This window comes from Lacticaseibacillus sp. YLM2-1, from assembly GCF_056583465.1.
Genome location: NZ_CM152617.1, coordinates 2,333,050 through 2,350,704, shown reverse-complemented (window position 1 = coordinate 2,350,704; position 17,655 = coordinate 2,333,050). Strand labels below are relative to the sequence as shown.

15 protein-coding genes are annotated in these 17,655 nt (G+C 45.6%); 7 read left to right on the top strand and 8 right to left on the bottom strand.

The window, feature by feature from the left end:
• Positions 1-46: 46 nt before the first annotated feature.
• The 6 genes from AC07KQ_RS11310 to AC07KQ_RS11285 form a co-directional block, all read right to left on the bottom strand.
• Entirely contained in the window at positions 47-2,101 is a 2,055-nt protein-coding gene (locus AC07KQ_RS11310) for a KUP/HAK/KT family potassium transporter (RefSeq protein ID WP_013246017.1), read from the bottom strand.
• Between the two features lie 161 nt (positions 2,102-2,262).
• Complete coding sequence (locus tag AC07KQ_RS11305; RefSeq protein WP_003567269.1) at positions 2,263-3,141, bottom strand: ATP-binding cassette domain-containing protein; 879 nt, start codon at positions 3,139-3,141, stop codon at positions 2,263-2,265.
• Between the two features lie 62 nt (positions 3,142-3,203).
• On the bottom strand, positions 3,204-4,400 hold the full coding sequence (locus AC07KQ_RS11300; protein WP_016386658.1) for a hypothetical protein: 1,197 nt from the start codon (positions 4,398-4,400) through the stop codon (positions 3,204-3,206).
• The gene (locus AC07KQ_RS11295) at positions 4,397-5,497 is read right to left on the bottom strand and encodes a hypothetical protein (protein ID WP_003588720.1); all 1,101 of its coding nucleotides are present in this window, start codon (positions 5,495-5,497) and stop codon (positions 4,397-4,399) included. The genes AC07KQ_RS11300 and AC07KQ_RS11295 overlap by 4 nt, the downstream gene beginning before the upstream one ends.
• Positions 5,498-5,724: 227 nt before the next feature.
• A complete protein-coding gene (locus AC07KQ_RS11290) occupies positions 5,725-7,071 on the bottom strand; it encodes a C1 family peptidase (protein WP_003576225.1) in 1,347 nt (448 codons plus the stop codon).
• Positions 7,072-7,429: 358 nt separating this feature from the next.
• Positions 7,430-8,749, bottom strand: a complete 1,320-nt coding sequence (locus AC07KQ_RS11285; protein ID WP_003571381.1) for a C1 family peptidase — start codon at positions 8,747-8,749, stop codon at positions 7,430-7,432.
• A 244-nt stretch (positions 8,750-8,993) separates the two neighbouring features.
• Here AC07KQ_RS11285 and AC07KQ_RS11280 point away from each other — a divergent pair, with 244 nt between their 5' ends.
• Positions 8,994-9,371: a DUF805 domain-containing protein gene (locus AC07KQ_RS11280; protein ID WP_003567260.1), complete on the top strand. Its 378-nt coding sequence runs from the start codon at positions 8,994-8,996 to the stop codon at positions 9,369-9,371.
• A 116-nt stretch (positions 9,372-9,487) separates the two neighbouring features.
• On the opposite strand, the gene AC07KQ_RS11275 is transcribed toward AC07KQ_RS11280, so the two are convergent.
• On the bottom strand, positions 9,488-9,778 hold the full coding sequence (locus tag AC07KQ_RS11275; RefSeq protein ID WP_003595964.1) for a GNAT family N-acetyltransferase: 291 nt from the start codon (positions 9,776-9,778) through the stop codon (positions 9,488-9,490).
• A 220-nt stretch (positions 9,779-9,998) separates the two neighbouring features.
• Here AC07KQ_RS11275 and AC07KQ_RS11270 point away from each other — a divergent pair, with 220 nt between their 5' ends.
• The 3 genes from AC07KQ_RS11270 to AC07KQ_RS11260 are packed head-to-tail and all read left to right on the top strand — an operon-like array spanning position 9,999 to position 13,059.
• Complete coding sequence (locus AC07KQ_RS11270) at positions 9,999-10,541, top strand: dCTP deaminase/dUTPase family protein (protein ID WP_003567256.1); 543 nt, start codon at positions 9,999-10,001, stop codon at positions 10,539-10,541.
• 16 nt (positions 10,542-10,557) lie between these two features.
• The gene (radA, locus tag AC07KQ_RS11265; protein ID WP_003567254.1) at positions 10,558-11,922 is read left to right on the top strand and encodes a DNA repair protein RadA; all 1,365 of its coding nucleotides are present in this window, start codon (positions 10,558-10,560) and stop codon (positions 11,920-11,922) included.
• A 21-nt stretch (positions 11,923-11,943) separates the two neighbouring features.
• Positions 11,944-13,059, top strand: a complete 1,116-nt coding sequence (locus AC07KQ_RS11260) for a PIN/TRAM domain-containing protein (protein ID WP_013246013.1) — start codon at positions 11,944-11,946, stop codon at positions 13,057-13,059.
• A gap of 112 nt (positions 13,060-13,171) precedes the next feature.
• Here the strand turns inward: AC07KQ_RS11260 and AC07KQ_RS11255 are convergent, their stop codons facing one another.
• Positions 13,172-14,068, bottom strand: a complete 897-nt coding sequence (locus AC07KQ_RS11255; RefSeq protein WP_071252432.1) for a helix-turn-helix domain-containing protein — start codon at positions 14,066-14,068, stop codon at positions 13,172-13,174.
• Positions 14,069-14,251: 183 nt separating this feature from the next.
• Between AC07KQ_RS11255 and AC07KQ_RS11250 the strand changes: the two genes are divergently transcribed.
• The 3 genes from AC07KQ_RS11250 (at position 14,252) to AC07KQ_RS11240 (ending at position 17,522) form a co-directional block, all read left to right on the top strand.
• Positions 14,252-15,139: an ABC transporter ATP-binding protein gene (locus AC07KQ_RS11250; protein WP_013246011.1), complete on the top strand. Its 888-nt coding sequence runs from the start codon at positions 14,252-14,254 to the stop codon at positions 15,137-15,139.
• 17 nt (positions 15,140-15,156) lie between these two features.
• Positions 15,157-15,933 carry an ABC transporter permease gene (locus tag AC07KQ_RS11245; protein ID WP_003591638.1) on the top strand — a complete coding sequence of 259 codons (777 nt, stop codon included), beginning with the start codon at positions 15,157-15,159 and terminating at the stop codon, positions 15,931-15,933.
• 317 nt (positions 15,934-16,250) lie between these two features.
• On the top strand, positions 16,251-17,522 hold the full coding sequence (locus tag AC07KQ_RS11240; RefSeq protein WP_013246010.1) for a MucBP domain-containing protein: 1,272 nt from the start codon (positions 16,251-16,253) through the stop codon (positions 17,520-17,522).
• The last annotated feature ends 133 nt before the right edge of the window (positions 17,523-17,655 follow it).

Here is a 17,655-nt window from a genome sequence, read left to right as displayed (position 1 = left end):
AGCAGAATGCTGTGCATCAGATATAGCTTCTTTTTAGTGACGCGACTTAATCGTCTTCGTCTTCGGGTTGAGCTTCTGCTTGGGAACGCGTTAGCCGATTGAGTTTGGTAATCGGAATTTTACCAAGAACTAGTGGCACGGTTTCATCGATGGTATCCGCATATTCCAGGCCGAACCATTGCGCGGGTGAAACTGCGATGTGCTGGAGTCGTAGCCGCGCCTGAATGATGGCCTTCTGGAAACCTTTGATCTGGGTCTGCGGTGAAAGCTCTTCGTGCAGCAAGACAAAAGTCCAGTCGCCAACTTGTCGATCCGGAATGGTTGTGTATTTTTGCGGTTGCGTTGGTAATTCACCTTCACGCATCATGTCATTGACAATTTGCCGTAAGAACACGTTGACCTGTTGTTCCATCCGGAAGCCGAGATAGAGTTGGACGTTGACCATATAATCGGTCCCATACGTATCCGTTGTATATTCGGCGGTATACGGTTCATCCGTAACATTGACAGTAACAAACCAGTAAACCCGTGCGCGTTTTGGCCGTTTGTCCAAAATTGAGTAGAGAATTTCCTTTTTGATGTAATGGTCATTCGCAATTTGGGTCATGTAAACTAAGTTGGTGGTGTATGTTGGATAATCTGGATCGTTGCGAAGTTCAGACAGTTGATTTTTATAGGAAAAAAGCGAAGCCATTTCGGCTCGATAAGTGTTGTCGTCGCGAATTCTGCCACCGTATTGCCAAACATACATCACGGCCAAAATGATAAACGCGATCATGGCGGTGACATAACCACCGTGCAAGAACTTAACCGCGCTGGAGATGAAGAAGACTGTTTCAATGGCACTAAAGAAGATCAATGTCCCGATCGCAATCACAGCAGGCGCATGACGCGAACGCAGGTATTGGTACAACAGTAGGGTGGTCATCAGCATAGTAATGGTGATGGCCAAGCCATAAGCGCCTTCCATTTCAGCACTGGTTTTGAAGTAGCCAATGATCGCTAAGCAAGCCAACCATAAAATGGTGTTGACGACTGGAATATAAAGCTGCCCCTTTAACCTTGTTGGGTAAATGATGTGCAGTCGTGGCAAGAAGCGCAGTTTAATAGCTTCGGAAACCAGTGTATAAGAGCCGGAAATCAATGCTTGTGACGCGATGATCGCCGCCAAGGTTGCTAAAATAATTGCGCCTAACCGGATGCTTTCTGGCAACATCTGAAAGAACGGGTTGAAGTCGGTAATCTTGTTGAACGCCGTTACTTTTGAATTTTGATCCAACCAGACAGCTTGGCCAAAATAGTTGAGCACCAAACAGATATTGACATATGGCCAGCTGAGATAGATGTTACCGCGACCAACATGGCCCATGTCAGAATACAATGCCTCAGCACCGGTGGTTGCTAGGAAAATACTGCCAAGAATGAAGAGCCCCATTTTATTGTCTGGACTGACCAGTAAATGGAGTGCGTAATAAGGGTTCAAGGCGCGCAACATGGACCAGTCCTTTGACAAGGCAATAAAGCCAGCAACGCCTAAGAATGTAAACCAGACAAACATGATCGGACCAAACGCCTTACCAATCAGATCGGTACCAAATCGCTGAATGAAGAACAGGAAGGTAATGATCAAAATGGTGACCCAAATCACCTGTTGCTGATTGTCGATTAAGATGTTGCCGTTAATATGGACACCCTTCAAACCTTCAATCGCGGTTGTGACGGTCACAGCCGGTGTCAGCATCCCATCTGCCAGCAGAGCAGCACCGCCAACCATGGCGGGCAGTACCAACCAACGAGCACGCTGGCGAACAAGCGTATACAGCGCAAAGATCCCGCCTTCACCATTGTTATCAGCCCGTAATGCAATCAAGACATATTTAACCGTGGTGATAATGAGCAGGGTCCAGAAAATCAAGGACACTGAGCCGACCAAAAAGTCAGTATCAAAATGTCCCATGCCGCCGTTGCCAGCAACGATTGATTTCATTACGTATAGTGGTGACGTCCCGATATCGCCATAGACGACACCGAGGGTTACCAGTAAAGCCGCGGCAGTAATTTTATGTCGCAGTTTCTTATTAGCAGTCAAGCCTGACGCCATTTTTGAGCCTCCTGAAAAGTAATACCGTCATTGTAGCAGAATCACGACATATTGTAAGGCGAACTTGCGGCATTCGTTCGCCTGAATAATAAATTTAGTTGTATTGTCGGCCACTAATGAATAAGAAACAGCGGCATGAGTTACGTTATGTTGTTTTTATTTCATTGATCAGTTTCGTAAAATTCGTTGAAATAAGTATCAAGATCGAGTGGCCCAAGTTTGAAGGGAATATGGTGGGCTGCTAAACCCAACAGTAGTTGATTGAAATGCTCACCTGGCAATTTTTGGATTGGCAGCACCAACATACCGTTGGGATAATGTTCCCACGGCATACGTGGTAAACGGCTGGCATTTTCTTCAGCAACCTGCACATATAAAGGCTGCTGTTCGTGTTGGTCGATGGTTTTGATGATCTTCCCGTCACGCATGAAGTAGATGAGGTCGGCGTACCCTTGCAGATTGTTCAGCAAGTGGGAGACCGTGATAATCAGTTTGCCTTCTGCGCGTAAGCCGCGCAAAATGCGAGACATTCGCGCAACATTGATCGTGTCAAGTCCGTTCATAAATTCATCCAACAGCATGATTGGGGTGTTGGCCGCCATGACCATGCCAAAACATAATCGCTGTTTCATGCCCATTGAATAGGTACGCACCGGTTGATTGATGTAGTCCCGCATGTCAAGCACATTGATAATCTGTTTCACGCTCTTCGAACGATTGTGCCACAGCTTGGCATAATACTCGAGGTGCGCTTTGCCGGATAAATCTGGATAAAGATCATCTTGAACTGGGAAAAGGCACATCTGCCGGTGCAGCGCAAGGCTTTGTTTTTGACTACCATAACTTTTACCATCTACCAGCACTTTGCCTGCTTGTGGTTTTAGATCATTGAGAATCAAGCGCAGCAAGGTAGTTTTGCCGGTACCATTGGGGGCGACAATTCCGACGATTGATCCGCCATTCATGGTGAGGCTGATGTCGTGAATGACGTTGGGTTTGTTTTTAAAACTTAATGCAAGATTTTGCAGTTGCAATTCCATGATGTACCCTCCTGTAAAATGCGTACGCATCACGCTGGTTTCTAACCGCGCCAGCTCGCGCTCTATTTAACCGTCGCAGCATGTCGGCGATGTGTCACGATGAACAGCATGATTTCTAGCAGGACAATGACACTGCCAATCACGATGACCCCAGATAACGGTGTCATTTGGCCGGTATCGTATCTGAAATTTTGTAGGCCGTTGACGATGGCTGCTGGATTCATGTAACTAGGCAGATAGTAGGCTGTTTGGGGTACGGAGAAGGCTAGACCTTGCATGAAATAGAGCGGTTCGCCAAAGAGCAGTAGGGCGCTGAGAACCAGTCCGATCAATTCGTTGTGAAAGAGCAACTGGCAAAGCAAGTTAAGTCGAATGAACAGCCACATGAGCAGTACAGTCAAACCAAGCATCATGAGTAAAGCAGAACCAAGTGCCAGTGGCTGGACATAAGCGTAAGACCCGTTTTTGGCAAAGTTACTGATGGCTGTGGTTAGTGAACCAAGACCATGGAAGGGGATGACACATACAGCAGTCACACCAATCAGCAGGGTGACTGCCCCGGCGAGGGTACCAAGTACCGTCAGCGTTTTGGTATTGATGGCATGCCACGGACTAAGCGGCAAAGAACGCGCAATACTGCGATGACGTTGCTCGCTGGTCAGCAGATCATTCGCAAGCAGAATGGTGATGAGCAACAACGCTGTCAGCCAGCCACCCAGTGCGCCGCGGAAAAGTGTCTGCCAGAATGTTTGCTGATGAATTGTCGATACATCTGGATGTGCTTGTTTTGCCAAAGGTATTAGTGATTGCGTTAAAACAACATTAGCGTAAGCAGCATCAGCATCGGGATATTGACGATTTTCGTAATAATAGGTGAGCGGGTAATGGAACGGACTGCTTTGGGCATCGGGATTAGCAGCATATCTTCGCAAAAAGCCGAGATAGTTGATAGTTGCGCGAACGTAAGCTTTATTTTTTCCTTGCTTTTGCGCTGTTAACATCTGGGTTTCAATCTTAGCAAATTCGCGTGTTGATGGCACCCACACAGCGGTATTAGGCCCGTGCGATTCGTTGACAAAGGCAATATTTTTATCGCGATCACGGGTTAAAACAGTTGCTGTCGGTAACTCGACCGGTGTGGTGTTCGGTGGGAAAAAGACAAATTGGCAGATCAGGGCAACTAAGGCGATACCAATTACCGCTAGATTTTTCCGGTTAGTCAGCAGCTGGTGGAACTGAAAACGAAAATAAGCCATCATGCTGCCTCCTTTTTGACACGTAGGCCAAAGATAAAGAGATTAACAAAGGTCCAGAGAAACAGCAAACCAGTGCCAATGACGACGCTAGCAAGTGGCTGGTTCAAGCGATCCACTAAGGTGCCGCTTAATGTCGCGTAACTGTCTAGATATGGCATTGGCAGGAACCACAGAAAATGGAAGAGCTGTGGCAGCATGACTGGCAATAATCCGGCTGCCATGACGATAAAGGCGGTCAGATAAACGTTGGTGATCCAAGTATTGACTAGCATACTAAAACTGATGAGCCAAATACCGGCTAAGATTGTCAGGCCGCCAAACAAAAGTATGTATTGCCACAATGGCAGTATGGCTGTACCCATGACGGCGATCGGATAATTGAAGTCACCTAGGCCAGCTATCAGGGCTGGTGTCGCAACCATCAAAGCAAAACCGGCAAGCAGCGTTAAGATGTAAAACCCGGTAAGCATTAGTAGGCGGCTGCTCCCCGCAAGGCCAGCTGTCAAAGGACGAGCAGTGATGAGTGTCCGGTGTCGCCGCCGCTCGATCCAACTGTCGCAACTGAGCAATATCGCAGCAGCGCCAGTGATCCAGCCGAGATAAGGTAACACCAAAACAATATAAGAAGCACTTGTGCTAACGCTTGTTGCAGCCGGCCGGCCTTCAGATTTTAAAACGTTCAGGCTCCGCACATCGCCAGTAAGCTGATGCAACGGTGGCAGCGGCATCGTGTTGAGCGCTTTGTAATGATGTTGGCGCATGGCTAGCTGCGCCGTACGTAAACTAAGCAGCCCATTACGGGTAGTGTCAGGCTCATCAAGCTGCAGGCCCAAGCCAATGACGCCGGTTGCTGAATTTTGGGCGTCAAGATTAGCCAATAATGGTTTTTGTGCTTGACTCAACGTATCCAGATTATATTCAGCATAGTTGGCCAACGCAGCGTTGGCTGTTGCTTGTGATGTTTGAGTGACATCGAGCCGTTTGGTCCAACTTAAAGCGAAAAACGCCACGATAAAAGCGGCCATGAACAACCCGAGTACGGCCATGTTTTTTCGTGAATGAATGATTTGGCGCCAGTCAAAGGCGAATTGTGTCCCCATACATTGCCCTCCAAAGTGAGCGTTTTCTGAGATGACTCCGGTATCAAAAAACGCGTGGTTACGATGTGTCACCAGAATACCACATTTTTCTTTAATCAAAAAAGTTCGATACGTCAACTAGCAAAACATTTTTTGATGGTTTCGCAAGGGGGTTGCGAACAGCAAAAAGCCTCACGATCATTGACCGTGAGGCTTTGCAATATGACAGCTTACCAATTCGTATGGACTTATTTGGAAGCTAAAGCACCCATTGGATCCCATGGGGCCAGAACGGTTGGTTTGTCGTATTCGTTCTTGATGACGTCTTGCAAGTCAGCTGACAGGTACTTTTTGGAGATGACAACTTGGTAAACGAACTCGTCAAACCAAGAATCACTGGCCACAAAATAGCCTTTGTCACCGACCTTGTCGCCCCAAGAGTTTTCAACCTTCCACTTGGTTGGCTTGCCGTCGACAATGTCAACGCCGGTGAGGACCATTGCGTGAGTCATGAGGCTTTCGCCGTAATCGAGGCGTTCCGCCTTGGTCATGGTGAAGTCGGTGTTGAAAAGATCATCCTTCTTATAGATGTTGGTATCCATGATGCCCAATTGCCGATCAGAACTCTGACCAACATCAGAACCGAACCAAACTGATTCGCCTGCCTTGAGTTGCTTAACGGCCAAGGCTTTGAAAGTATCGATATCGAGGTTCAAGTGCCGAACTTCGCGGCCACCGACAACGTTGCCGAGCATTTCAACCGTGTATAAATGGTTGTATGGCTTGTCGTCAGTTGGCGCATTGATGATACTTTGGTAATCATCAAGGTTCCATGCAACGTACTTCTTGAAGAAGGTCTGCGGGGTGAGTTCGCGGTCAATATGATACTGCTTATCATCATCGCGATATTCGAAGTCGAACTTCGTCGGCGGGTTGCCTAAGGTGTAAGCCAAAATCCGATAATCTTCAGCTAACATTTTCTGCTTAGCTGCTTCAATATCAGCATCGCTTGCTTTATCAGCAACCAGTTTGCGAAGCGCAACGGCGTCCTTGCGCAACTTTAAGTTCAACAAACCGTTCAACTCGCTACTTTTACTTGAGCTGTAAGTTTCCGGCATCACGGACTTAGGAACGATCCCGTATTTTTCGATCAAAGCAGACAACATATCCCACTGACCACCATCCTGTTGTGGTGTGGTCATCAAAAAGGCAACTTTACGGCTGTCGAGTGGTTGATCGGCGGTTTTCAGAACATTTTCATAAAAATAATTGGATTTTTCAAATTTGTCCCAGAAGAAGGTGTAATTCTGAGAAAGTTCGAAGTCTTTAATTTTAAATTGTGCTTGAATGCCGTGACGCATCGTGTTGAGGGCGGCAAACATCCAGCAACGGCCACTTTGCTTTTGGTTGGCAACGCTGCCGGTATCAAGTTCAATAGAAAAAGTCGGGGTCATGGCAACTTTGCTGTCGGTGTTCTCAGCAGTTGCGTTGATACCGTTGTTCATGACCGCTTTTTGAAGAGCGGATGCACCGGGTGTGGCTTGGAGATCTTGTTTGAATTGAGCCAGATCGCCAGTGGTAATTTCTGCAGACATTAAAAGACACTCCTTTTTTGTGAGCGCGAGCCAGCCCGGTTAGAAACAGGAGTGTAAGCGGCGCCAGATGTGATTGCCCGGTTTTGGCCATTGCATCTGGGGTCCTTACACGCAGGTTTCTGGGCTGGCGAGCGCGTTAAAGTTAAGCGCGAGCAGAAGCGCTTAGAAGCCGGAGCATAAGCGGGCTTGAACTCAAATGGACCGAACTTGGCCATTTGAACTCAAGGTCCTGATGTGCAGGCTTCTGCGACTGCAAGCGCGTTATGAAGACGAAGACAAGCGCGTTCATGAAAGCATGAGCTAGCATGTAGGTGCACTGCCTTTGTCGAACATCATTAGTCTAGCATACAAGTCTAATTTAATTCAGGAAATCCCAGACTGGTACGTTAATTGGTGTTGCTTTAAGTGCTGCTTGATCAGCTGGATCGAGCAGATCTTTGCGAACGACCACTTCATAAACATATTGGTCGAACCAAGATGCATCAGCAACAAAATAGCCATCGTGACCGTTATCTTTGCCCCAAGAATTTTCGACTTTCCATTTGGTGACCTCGCCGTCAACAACATCAGCGCCGGTCAGCGTCATAGCATGTGACATTTCTGCTTCGGTGGTCACAATTCGATCAGTTTTGTCGAAATGAAGATCAAGATCGAATAAGTCACTATAGTTATACAGCCCGCCTTTAAGCGTGCCAGATTTGCGATCCATATCAGCGAGCACATCATTGCCGAACCAAACGGCTTCACCGGCCTGTAGCTGGGTTAAAGCCAGTTTTTTCAACTGGTCAGGTGGTAGATTCAGAATGGTCAGGGGATGACCGCCGACAACGGTGTTCGCTGAAGCGATGGTATACAGCTGATGATATTTTTTGTTCGGCTCCGGATCACTCGCAACCACAACGTAATCGTCAAAATGCCACTTCACATATTTTTTGAAGAAAGACTGCGGGGTCAGGTTGGTGTCGCGGTGGTACTGCTTCTTATCATCGCGATATTCAAAGTCAAATTGGGTTGGCGGGTTGCCAAAAGTGTATGCGAGAATGCGGTAAACAACGCTGAGAAATTCGCGTTTTTTAGCGGCAATGGCGTCATCGCCAGCGTTGGCCTGTTTCAACTCACGCAAGACTTTGGCATCTTTGCGCAGCTTCTCATTCAAAACGCTGTTGAGTTCAACCGTTTTTTCGCTGTTGTAGGTTTCTGGCATGATTGACTTAGGGACTAGACCGTATTTTTCGATCAGTGCTTCAGCCTGATCATAGTGACCGCCATCCTGATCCGGGCCACTCAGATAATCGGCAACTTCGCGGTCATCAAGCGGTTTATCGGCCGTTGCTAAAATGTTTTCATAAAATAAATTAGCTTTTTCCAAACGATCAAAGAAGGCGTTGTAGTTTTGTGAAAACTCGAAGTCCTTAATGCCGAATTCATCAGCAATGCCGTGGCGAACGGTATTGAGGGTGGCAAAGAGCCAACAGCGGCCACTTTTCTTTTGGTTAGCAACGGTACCGGTATCAAGATCAAGAGAAAAGACCGGTTTCATATCTTCGCCGTCAATGGGTTCGCGACTTGCAGCTTGTGGGCCAACGTTTTGCACCGCACGAGCTGTGGCGCCGGCAGCCGGCTGTTTGGCTAGTTGGGCTTGAAAGTCTTTAATTTGATCAAATGTAATTTCTGACATAGGCGATCTCCTTTTTATTGCATTAAAGAAACCTTACCTCATTTTAATTTGAATTTAAAGATGGAAAATCAATGGATCATTGAGTGGCACAAGCTCGTTAATCTATTCAACAAAATGCTGCAGATTCTCAGAATAAGAAGTTTCGGGGTATTTTACTTTTAATAAACACTTACTAAAAGTATAATTTAGACTATGTCCAGTATTATTTGGACATACAATTATCTAGTTAGGTGGTTTTAAGCTTATGGTTAAGGCATATCAGAACTATTTTAAGCATTTAGGCAACTTTTCTGGCACGGCGTCGCGGCGTGAATTTTGGTGGCCGTGGTTGCTTAATGTTATCGTTGGCTATGTCATCATGACGATTTTATTTAATATTTTTGGCATGAACGTCACGCGTGTTTTGAATTTTCAGCCTGGAAAAGAAACCTTTCTTGCATCACTGATTAATTTCATTATTTTTATTGCCAATTGGTCGCTGTCAGTTCGGCGTTTGCATGACACGGATCGCCGTGGTTGGTGGGTTTTGCTTTGGTATGTGCCAATCATCGGTCAAATCTGGTTATTGATTTACTTCCTGTTGCCAACTAAGAAGAATCGCTGGAATGATCGGCTAGCATAGACGATTGTCGCCTATTACCCGGTTGCAGGTTTCTAAGGGAGTCTGCTTGCGCTCACCAAAAAAGCCGCTCATAGCGGCTTTTTTTGTTGCTGTGATGATGTCGGTACGGCGGACGATTAAGCTTCTTTTGTTGGCCGCAAGACATCGGCATATTCGGGGTGATTGTGGAAAGCATGGACGGCGTATGAACAAAGCGGTTCAATCGTTTTGTTTTCCTTGCGAGCTGCAGCCACGACTGTTTCAATCAGCTGGCCGGCAATCCCTTGACCGCGCAAGCTTTCGTCAACAAACGTATGGTCAACCGCCCACGCGTGACCGTCATCAATGTCTTGAAAAGTGACTTCGGCCATTAAGCGGCCGTCCCAGTCCGTGTTAAAAAAACGACCTGGTTCTCGTTGGAATTCCATGGGGCACCTCCTTGGGTCAATTCGTGATGGTACAGGTAAACTTTTAGAGGATTCTTAAGCAGCTTCAGACGCTTACATGTTTGCCTGTTTAATAACCTGTCTACTACCCCAAATCTATCAGGAACGCGGTATAATTACAAGAAGGGAAGCCCTTTCACCATGGCCGTGCCATGTGCCCGCATGGTATGATACTTTGGACACTATTTAAATGGAGGCAGCTATGAAGACCCGAGGTTTTGAGATTGTTTCAAAGTATCAAGATGAAGATTTAACTTTGCCGACCCGGCAGACGAAGCAGGCCGCTGGTTACGACTTTTATGCACGTGAGGACTTCGTCTTAAGAAGTATTTGGCGGTACGACTTTATCCGGCTTTTCCGCTTGATTAAAAATGAGCACCCACTGACCAATAAAGACTTTGAGCGCGCTAAGAAGGTGTTGAAACCTTACTTGGTGCCGACTGGGATCAAAGCCTATATGCAGCCCAATGAAGTTTTAGTGCTAGCGAATCGTTCGAGCAGTCCATTGAAGCATGGCTTGGTGTTGCCGAACGGGATTGGCGTGATTGATGCGGATTACTATAACAATCCAGCCAATGAAGGCGAAATCTTTATTCAGCTACTTAATTTTTTCCCGCGCGATGTCGTGATTAAAAAAGGCGATCGCATCGGTCAAGGTATTTTCATGCCATTCCTATTGGCAGACGGCGATGAAGGCGGCCTAGCCAAGCGACAAAGCGGGTTCGGTTCAACCGATAAAGCGTAACTATTGAAGGGATAATATGGCGAAAGCAAAAACACAATATGTTTGCCAAAACTGTGGCTATATTTCAGCCACTTATCTAGGCCGGTGTCCAAATTGCGGCGGCTGGAACACCTTAGTGGAAGAAACCGTCAGTTCAAGCAAGTCTGTGCCGCGACAAACAGCAGCCGGCAGTAAGGTAAAGCCGACGCGGATGAACGATGTGACGATCACCAAAGAAACGCGCGTCAAGACTGGCTTAGATGAACTGAACCGGGTGCTTGGCGGCGGAGTGGTGCCAGGGTCACTGGTGCTGATCGGCGGGGATCCGGGGATTGGTAAATCAACCTTGCTATTACAAGTATCAGGGCAGTTGGCTAATACCGGCGGAACCGTTTTGTATGTCTCTGGCGAAGAAAGTGCCAGTCAGATCAAAATGCGGGCTGGCCGGCTTGGCGTGGCAAATTCGGGGATGTACTTGTATCCCGAAACCGACATGCCGAGTATTGAAGACGTCATCAACCAAATGCAGCCGGATTACGTTGTGATCGACTCCGTTCAAACTATGAATGTGCCAGAAATGAATTCAGCGGTCGGTTCTGTGGCACAGATTCGCGAAGTGACGGCAGAACTGATGCGCATTGCCAAGTCCAAAGGCGTGACCATTTTCATCGTTGGCCATGTCACTAAGGAAGGGGCGATTGCCGGGCCGAAGATTCTTGAGCATATGGTCGACACGGTGCTCTATTTTGAAGGCGACATGCACCACACGTATCGAATCTTAAGATCCGTCAAAAATCGATTTGGATCGACCAATGAAATCGGCATTTTTGAAATGCATCAAGACGGGTTACAGGAAGTCGCCAATCCCTCGGAAATCTTCTTGGAAGAACGCTTGGCGGGGGCAACCGGTTCTGCGGTGGTTGTTTCGATGGAAGGCACCCGACCAATCTTAGTCGAGATTCAAGCCTTAATCAGTCCAACGATGTATGGCAATGCTAAACGGACGAGCAGTGGGTTGGATCACAATCGCGTGAGCTTGATCATGGCCGTTCTTGAGAAGCGGGCTAACTTGATGTTGCAAAATCAGGACGCCTATCTCAAGGCAACAGGCGGTGTGAAACTCGATGAGCCGGCGATTGACCTCGCCATGGCTGTGGCAATTGCGTCATCTTATCGAGATAAGGAGATTTCACCGACAGATTGTTTTGTCGGTGAAATCGGATTGACGGGGGAAGTGCGCCGCGTCAATCGGATCGAAGAACGTGTCAAAGAGGCGGCCAAACTGGGTTTCAAGCGGATTTTTGTACCACGTAACAACTTGCAAGGCTGGCATGCGCCAAAAGATATTCAAGTCATTGGTGTTACAAGCATTGCCGAAGCGCTGCATAAGGTCTTTAATTAAACTAAGAAAGGGGGTCATTTTATGAAGAAACGAATTATCTATATCATCTTCGGCCTGATTGGCATTGGGGTCGGGATGGGCACCTTGCCGCCGTTTTGGGATTTGATCGGCTGGGCAGACAACCATTTTCTGAACAATCTGTTAATTGACGGCTTGATTGGCGGCGTTGTTTTCCTGCTGTTGGCAAGCCTCAGCGTTGGTTGGATTCTAGGTCGGTTGAAAGTGTTGGAGAAGACACTGAACACAAAGTCGCCAAGCTACTTGTTGTTTGGCAGCTTGTCCACGATAATCGGCTTGATCTTGGCAGCAATTATTTCAATTCCGTTCTATGGCTTCGTTGCACCGCTGAATATCTTCCTACCACTCATCATCATGCTATTATTCGGTTACTTGGGTTTTCGGGTGGGTACGACACGCAGCGAAGAGTGGCGGCGGCTTTTGAGCTTCCGTAACCGCCGAACTGCAGATACGGAAAATGATCAGGTGTTAGAACGTAAGGTCGGCGATCATTTCCGCAAGTACAAGTTGCTGGATACCAGTGTGATCATTGATGGTCGTGTTCAGGCCATCGCCAAAACCGGTTTTATCGAAGGCACCATGCTCGTGCCCAATTTTGTTTTGCATGAGCTTCAGCTAATCTCCGACTCCGCAGATTCCATGAAAAGAATGCGTGGTCGCCGAGGATTGGATATTCTCAATGCCATGCAAAAGGATAAAGACATTCATATTGAGATGTATGAAGGCGATTTCGAAGATATGACCGAAGTCGACAGCAAGCTGCTTAAGCTCGCTAAATTGCTAGATGGCATCGTCATGACGAATGATTTTAACCTTAACAAAGTAGCCCAGTTCCAAAATGTGCCAGTGCTCAACATCAACGCTTTAGCCAATGCGCTGAAACCAGATGTCATTCCCGGTGAAGGCATGACGGTCACCGTCATCAAATCCGGCTCTGAGCGCCAGCAAGGGGTCGCGTATCTGGAAGACGGCACCATGGTCGTTGTTGAAGACGGCAAGTTCTACATGAACAAACCGTTAGAAGTGATTGTCACCAGTGCCTTACAAACGGCTGCAGGGCGCATGATCTTCGCAAAGCCAGCGCATCAGCAAAAGGCAATTCGGGATAAAGAGAGATAATCTGTTAAGTCATGAAAGAAGGCGGCTTCAGATCCCTTATCGGGAACTGAAGCTGCCTTCTTTTGCTGTCTTTCATGATCTCGTGCAAGTTCCTGAATCAATACCAATTGATCTAGAAACTATCAGCTGTTGGTTCGTAGAAATGGAATTCATCTTTCCAGCGACGACCAAAGGCAGGACTAATTTTGAAAATGACTTTCAGTAATGAAGCCAATTCAATTGCTGTTTCTTGGCTTTTAGTCAGTTTGTATAAACATAAGGTTCGTAATAAACGTAGCTGTAATCGAATAAAAAAAAGATTATCCGGCAACTGTTGTTCCTTTAGATGATCGAGCGTTTGGATGGCTTCTGAAAATTTATCACGATAGTATAATGCAACAGCAGTATTGTAAAAGGACTGAAAAAAAAGATTTATATAATCGCTTCGCTGCATGAAAGAAAAATGAATTGTTAAAAACTTTGTATATAGTCGTTGGAAGTCTTGTGGCTGAACAAACGAAATACAGTCACCGTAGAGCATATATTCAAGTGTGTACCAGACATCTCTTTCCATCAGATAGTCATTGACGAACTTTGAATCTGAGGATGGTAGCAATTCTCGGGAGTTTTGAGCGTCGAGAAGAATTGACGAAACGATAATTTCTTGTAACTTGCAAAGCCTACTTTGCGTTTTATTGAATTGTTTAGTGAACCGTAAACGGAATTTTTTAAGGCCGTCAATATCTTGTTCAAGGCCTAACTGGTTTAGTGTTTTTATAAAACCTTTTTGCGATAAGTTTGTCGAAATGTGTTTTTGATGTTGAGAATAGTCAAGAATTTCAAAAAATTCGGTAGCATCCATGCCTAATTTATTAAGCAGTTGCATGAGCTTTTCGGCAGAGATCTCGGAATGGCCATTTTCAAACTTAGAAACTGTACTGACGCTGATTTCACCTGCGACATCTGCAATTCTTAAACCGCGTTCAAGCCGGATCCTCTTGTACAGATAACCTGTTGTCATCTCAGACATGTGCCACACCTCTATTTTCCTATAATCAAACAGCAACCAATTATATAAGTTAATTTTCTGTTTTGTCAAAAACAACAGTTATCTAACTTGGACATGTTACATTTAGGATAATAAAGATGCCAAATAGAGCATTTTTAAAGTCTAAAATGCCTGAGCGCATTGGAAGGGCAGTGACAGCAAGGTATGTTGAAAATAAATCAGCTCGATAAGTTCTTTGGAAAGAAGCAAGTATTACATCAGATTTCCTTTGAGATAAAACGCGGTCATATTGTTGGTTTAATTGGTGCAAACGGTGCCGGAAAAACCACGATCATGAAGACCATTTTGGGAATCACGGCGTTTGATGGGGATATTCAATTGGATGATCAAAAAATCACCGTGGATAATCATAGTGCTTTAGAGCATGTGGGCGCACTTATTGAATATCCAGGTTTGTATCCTTATCTGACAGGCCGAGAACAATTGCTTCTTTTTGCCAATGGTCCTCAGCGGCATGAACGCGTCAACCAAACGATTGAGGAGTTGCATCTTGCAGCATATGCGGATGTTAAAACCAAAAAATATTCGCTGGGTATGCGCCAAAAGCTTGAAATCGCACTTGCATTCGTCAATCGTCCAGAACTGGTGATTTTAGATGAGCCGATGAATGGGCTGGATCCTAAAGCGACCATGGCGCTTCGTCAGTTGATTATCCGTAAACGTGATGAGGGGACCACCTTTCTCATTTCAAGCCATATTTTGAGTGAACTGCAAAAAGTTGCTGATGATGTCATTATTATTGATCAAGGTCGTTTAATTATTGATGCGACTATGAGTGAGTTATTGAAGAAAAGTCAAACATACTTTTGGATAGCGACTGATCAAGATGAGATGGCTCAGAAACTGTTAGCGGAACAGGGCTACGTGGTTAGTAATGAAGAGCAAGGTTTAAAAATTAGCCGATCGTCCATTTCTAGCATTAATGACCTGTTAAAACTATTATGGCGCAAAGATATTGTCATTAAAGATATAAAAGAAACGCAAGGAGACTTAGAAAAATCTCTACTGGATGTTTTGGCATCAACAAAATAAAAAGGAGGCGTCATTTTTTGGTCACCTTAGTTAAGCAAGAAAGTTACAAACTAGTCAAAAGGCCTTCATTATTCGTTTTCTGGTTCGGTCTGACCCTTTTCCAAGTTGCAATTGCCGTGTACTTATTAACCCACCCCAATGCTTCTAACCCTAGTTCATTATTCATCAACAGTTTTTATGCGCCGGTTTTGATTGTTTTCTATATGCTTGCGTTAACAAGTACGCAGTTATCGTCAGAAATCCAATACGGCACTTTAAAATCCTTACTTTATCGTCGATATTCGTCAAGCAAAATCTTGGCAAGCAAGTGGGTGACGCTATTGCTATGCACGCTCGTTTTATATGCCAGTAGCTTAATAATGAGCTTATGTCTCGCAATAACAGTTTTTAATGGCAAGATTGATTTAGTCGCAAAGGGCATAAAAGGACAGCAAGTTTGGCAAATATGGTTAATGAACAATCTTTCCTCATTCTTAACGCTGATATTCATATTGAGTTTTGTTTGTCTGCTCGCAACGCTGTTTGAAAACTCAACGCCTGCTATCATCATTGGCCTCAGTACATACTTCATTGTTTCAATTTTTAATCAGTTGATGTTTATGATGATCAAACAACATGAATGGATAAAATGGAATCCGGTTAACATGATGAATTTAGGCAATCAATTGCAGAACGCTGAACTAACGAAGTTGACGCGGCTGCCCCTTAGTCAAATTAGTCTTGGTTATCTAATTTATGCAGCAGCTTTTTTGGCTTTAAGTCTAGTGGTTTTCAAGTATCGTAATGAACGCTAAATAAAAGAAGCATTTGGATTGCGGATGTGGACTGGTCATGACTTCAGGTTTGGGTTTTAAACAATCTAAAGAACATTGCTTTGTGGCACGTAGACGGTTTTTAAACACTCAAAATATTAGTTAATTGATAAAGACTTTTAGACTTGGTTCTATGAAGTCTTTTTTTGAATTGCAATATGGCAATTGAAAGAGGCTTTTTGTGCTGGAGCTACATAGAAAAATGTCAAGTGTTATACTTGTCACCAATATGTAATATTTACTTTGTTTTTTTCGGTTGAGCGCGTCTCGGCTTGGGTCATGAGAAGGGGGCAAAATCATTGCAGGCATTTAGTAACGAAAAGTCTCAGCATAAGATGTATAAAGCGGGTACGCTATGGGTGGCAGCGTTGATTTGTGTGGGGATTTGTGTGGGTGGTAGTCAAATCCAGTCAGTTGTAGCATCGACATCGCATATTCATTCAGTGGTCACCAACGCGACTGGAACAACGCCGACTAATCAAGCAACGGTATTGAAACAGCAAGAAACTGGCATGAATGCCCAGATCATTGCCGGTCATCAAACCGGTCAATATTCGACTAAGGGTGTCACAGACGCTGGCGATGACACAACGAGCGCTGTGCCAGACACCGATGTTTATCAGAATCGTAGTTTACCCATAACTGGCAATGCCGTCGTCGTTAGGTGTGTTGATATAGAGGGGAATATGTTGGCACCTGATAAGGTGATCACTGGCAAAGTCGGTGATCCTTATACGATGACAGCACCTGCCTTTGACTATTATGAAAATCCCCAATTAGCCACAGACAGCGCACCAGCAAACGGGACTTTCACCAATGACGTACAGACGGTCACCTTTGTTTATACGAAGACACCAATTCCGCGTGGCAGTGTCAACGTGAAATTTGTTGACGTAGACGGCAAACGGTTGGCATCTGATAAAATACTCACTGGTCAAGCCGGTGATCCTTACGAAGCAAGACCAATTGATATGACGAATTACCAATTTGCTCGTTTGGCGACAGGCAGTGCGCCGGAAGATGGTTCATTTACGGACGGTACGCAAACCGTCACCTTCATCTACACTAAGAATCCAGTTGCTCAAGGAACTGTTGACGTGAAATATGTCGATGACAATGGCAAGCAGATTGCGCCTGATAAGATTCTGACCGGTCATGTCGGCGATCCGTATGCAGTTACACCAACGATGATCGCGAATTATCACTACTTACGATTAGCATCTGGCAGCATCGCGGAAAATGGTGCTTTTGCAACAGGCAGTCTAACCGTGACGTTCGTTTACGCAAAGCAAGCGACACCTGTGACCCCATCAACGCCAGTCACGCCATCAACACCAACAACACCGTCAACTCAAGTTTTGCCAAGTATGTCGGATACGCCGACAGAATCGGCACCGCTATCCGATAATGACACCGCGCCAATCGAAGTTATTATCCCAACCAAGCAAATAAGCCGTTACTTGCCGAATACCGGTGATAACCAACGGACCAGCTTAATTGCGATCGGGGTGGCTTTGCTGCTTGCCTTGATCAGTTTTGGATCATTTGGACTGCGTCGTCGGGAAAAGTAGTTATTGATCTGTAAAAAAGAGTTTGTAAAGAGTCTCACGATGACATTTCTTGCGTGGGACTTTTTTTGTGCTCTTATCGCCTTTTGAGTTGTGAATTGTTGACTAAGTGAGCGTTCGGTGTTATATACTAACT